Source organism: Sphingorhabdus sp., assembly GCF_044239005.1.
GTDB lineage: Bacteria > Pseudomonadota > Alphaproteobacteria > Sphingomonadales > Sphingomonadaceae > Sphingorhabdus_B.
In genome coordinates this window covers 1-2830 of the sequence record NZ_JBIICH010000179.1, presented here as the reverse complement: position 1 = coordinate 2830, position 2830 = coordinate 1, and the positions used below count along the sequence as shown (strand labels likewise).

At 56.8% G+C, this 2830-nt stretch carries 5 protein-coding genes; 4 read left to right on the top strand and 1 reads right to left on the bottom strand.

Translation table 11 applies throughout. The features are described from left to right. Positions 1-35: 35 nt before the first annotated feature. Together ACILQA_RS10650 and ACILQA_RS10645 are read left to right on the top strand one after the other, a co-directional pair. Complete coding sequence (locus tag ACILQA_RS10650) at positions 36-677, top strand: helix-turn-helix transcriptional regulator (RefSeq protein WP_395629666.1); 642 nt, start codon at positions 36-38, stop codon at positions 675-677. A 40-nt stretch (positions 678-717) separates the two neighbouring features. Further along, entirely contained in the window at positions 718-1404 is a 687-nt protein-coding gene (locus ACILQA_RS10645) for an MBL fold metallo-hydrolase (protein ID WP_324479279.1), read from the top strand. A gap of 1 nt (position 1405) precedes the next feature. Here the strand turns inward: ACILQA_RS10645 and ACILQA_RS10640 are convergent, their stop codons facing one another. Further along, entirely contained in the window at positions 1406-1804 is a 399-nt protein-coding gene (locus ACILQA_RS10640; RefSeq protein ID WP_395629665.1) for an MAPEG family protein, read from the bottom strand. Positions 1805-2001: 197 nt separating this feature from the next. On the opposite strand from ACILQA_RS10640, the gene rpmF reads away from it, so the two are divergent. Together rpmF and ACILQA_RS10630 are read left to right on the top strand one after the other, a co-directional pair. Then, a complete protein-coding gene (rpmF, locus tag ACILQA_RS10635) occupies positions 2002-2178 on the top strand; it encodes a 50S ribosomal protein L32 (RefSeq protein ID WP_183941905.1) in 177 nt (58 codons plus the stop codon). A gap of 23 nt (positions 2179-2201) precedes the next feature. After that, positions 2202-2830, top strand: a 629-nt coding sequence (locus ACILQA_RS10630) for a phosphate acyltransferase (RefSeq protein ID WP_395629664.1), incomplete at its 3' end; no start/stop codon positions are given.

Below are 2830 nucleotides of genomic sequence, written 5' to 3'. Positions count from 1 at the left end.
TACAAGTCTAGGATATTTCCAACCGAAGCGGAGGGATGACCATGGAGGAAGAACCAAGAGCTGCTCTGGAACGGCTCATTTTGGAAAGCGGCGAAGATTTTGCCGGATTGTCAAAGCTGGTGGGTCGAAATCCGGCCTATATCCAACAGTTTATCAAGCGCGGAACGCCCAAAAAGTTGCCCGAGACCGAGCGCGGCATATTGGCCCGATATTTTGGTGTTGATGAGGCTTTGTTGGGCAAAGCGCCAGACACCGGGGTGACATCGGGAATTCGCCTCATTCCGAAGCTGGAGGTCGGCGCTTCTGCAGGTGCGGGCGCAATGCACGATGGCGAGGCGCTTGCCGGCAAGATCGGCTTTGATGAAAAATGGTTGCGGAGGATGGGGCTTGATCCAGCCAAGCTCTCTCTCATCCGCGTGGACGGTGAATCGATGGCACCCACGCTGAACCATGGTGACGATATCATGGTCGACAACCGCGCGGCGGCCCAAGCGGTGCGTGATGGCATCCATGTTATCCGGCTGGACGATATGTTGATGGTCAAACGTCTGGTGCAAGGGCCGAGGGGGCGACTGTCGGTACTTTCCGACAACCCCAATTATCCCGACTGGCCAGATGTTGACGGCGCAACTGTTACGGTCATCGGCCGCGTGGTGTGGGCAGGGCGTCGGCTCTGAAGGCTTGCCTCGCGCGCTTCAGTCGGCCACATAGTGCTGCATGTCGAACGTCACATCTGCTGCACCCAAAGCACCGCCACTCAAAGCCGCCATCATTCCGGTGACGCCGCTTCAGCAAAATTGTACATTATTTTGGTGTACAGAAACGAACAAGGCGGCGCTCGTCGACCCGGGGGGTGATCTGGATAAGTTGAAAGCGGCGGTGGCGCAGACGGGGGTTGAGCTTGAAAAGCTATTGGTAACGCATGGCCATCTTGACCATTGCGGCCAGACCGGAATGCTCGCCAAAGAATTAGGCCTGCCGATTGAGGGCCCGCATGAAGAAGACCGCTTCTGGATTGCAAAGCTCGACGATGACGGCGCACGCTGGGGTATGGAAGCACATACGTTTGAGCCGGATCGCTGGCTGGTGGATGGCGACACGGTCACCGTGGGCAATCTGACGCTCGATGTTATTCATTGTCCCGGACATACGCCGGGGCACGTGATTTTTCATCACGCGCCCAGCCGTCTTGCAATTGTTGGTGACGTCTTGTTTCAGGGCTCTATCGGCCGCACAGATTTTCCACGCGGGAACCACGCGGACCTCATCAATGCGATTACGACAAAGCTATGGCCGTTGGGGGATGATGTTACCTTCATCCCCGGTCATGGACCAACTAGCCAGTTCGGTTATGAGCGACAGCATAATGCATTTGTCGCCGATGACGTTCTGGCTGCCCGGTGAGTTAAAGCACCGCGGCGTAAACGCGGGCGAGCGCCCATCCAGCGAGCCCGAGCAGCGTCAGCATGGAGGTAAGCGTGCCGACCATGCGTCCTTTGCCCAATGCGCCGCCGTCCATGCCCAAGCCGTGTGCGAGCCGACCAACGATATACACAATGCCCAGACCCCATAGCCAGTTGTTCGTGCCGCCAGTTGCTTCAAGTGCGGCAATCAAGACCAAGACAAATGGCGCGCTCTCGACGAAATTGGCATGCGCGCGCATCCGCCGGATAACAAATTCGCTGCCGCCATCACCAATCGAAACGCTTTCTTTGGTCCGCGCTTGCCCACAGCGTATCATGAGCCAAATGTTCACCAAAGCGGCGCCTGCTGAGATGGTAAGGGTTACGGGTAAACTCAACATATATACTCTCCCTGTTTGTCTGGGGAGCTTATCTGCTATCTCACGGGTTGCAAAGCCCGGAAAAAGAAGTATAGCGCGCGGCTCACACAGACATGTGCGGTTGACTTAGGCTGATTCTGGCGATTGCTTGCCATGACCACCTCTTTCGCCTAGCATGCCCTAGAACTTATTGATTTTGAAATGGAACAGGTGCCGAGATGGCTGTCCCCAAAAGAAAAACATCCCCTTCGAAGCGCGGCATGCGTCGCAGCCATGATTCGCTGACTGTTGCAGCGTATCAAGAATGCCCAAACTGCGGTGAGCTGAAGCGTCCGCATCACCTGTGTGATGCGTGTGGCCATTATAATGGCCGCGAAGTGGTTGCAGTCGCCTGATCCTTCCTAAAGGAGAATAATAGGTGTCCACGAAACCGCGTATCGCCATAGACGCGATGGGCGGTGACGAGGGCGTACCTGTTATGATTGCAGGTGCGGCGTTGGCGCGGCACCGGCACGAAAGTTTCAACTTTCTTTTGGTTGGGGATGAAGTCCGCATCAAAGCGGCGCTTGATCAACACCCCAATCTGCGCGCTGCCTCCGAAATCCTGCACACCGACGATGTCGTAACGGCGGATGACAAGGTCAGCGCTGCTCTGCGCAAGGCCAAGACCAGCTCCATGGGCATGGCGATAAACGCCGTGAAAACCGGAGAAGCCAGCGCTGCAGTCAGCGCAGGCAATACCGGCGCGTTGATGGCCACCGCAAAACTCGCCTTACGGACCATGCCCGGCATCGACCGGCCTGCGCTTTCTGCGCTTTTACCGACGCTGGAAGACACCGACGTGGTGATGCTCGATCTGGGCGCAAACACCGAGTGCGAAGCGAAAAACCTGGTTCAGTTCGCCATCATGGGCGCGGCCTATTCCCGCATTATTTTCGGTTTTGACCGCCCGCGGGTGCGGCTTTTGAACATTGGCACAGAAGAAATGAAAGGCACCGATCAGCTGCGCGATGCGGCCTTGCATTTGCGCAATGCAACGGGCCTGCA

What these genes read in the sequence shown, in the direction of transcription:
- ACILQA_RS10650 (WP_395629666.1), top strand. Translation starts at nt 36, where the DNA reads ATGACCATGGAGGAAGAACCAAGAGCTGCTCTGGAACGGCTCATTTTG.
- rpmF (WP_183941905.1), top strand. Translation starts at nt 2,002, where the DNA reads ATGGCTGTCCCCAAAAGAAAAACATCCCCTTCGAAGCGCGGCATGCGT.
- ACILQA_RS10645 (WP_324479279.1), top strand. Translation starts at nt 718, where the DNA reads ATGTCGAACGTCACATCTGCTGCACCCAAAGCACCGCCACTCAAAGCC.
- ACILQA_RS10640 (WP_395629665.1), bottom strand. Translation starts at nt 1,804, where the DNA reads ATGTTGAGTTTACCCGTAACCCTTACCATCTCAGCAGGCGCCGCTTTG.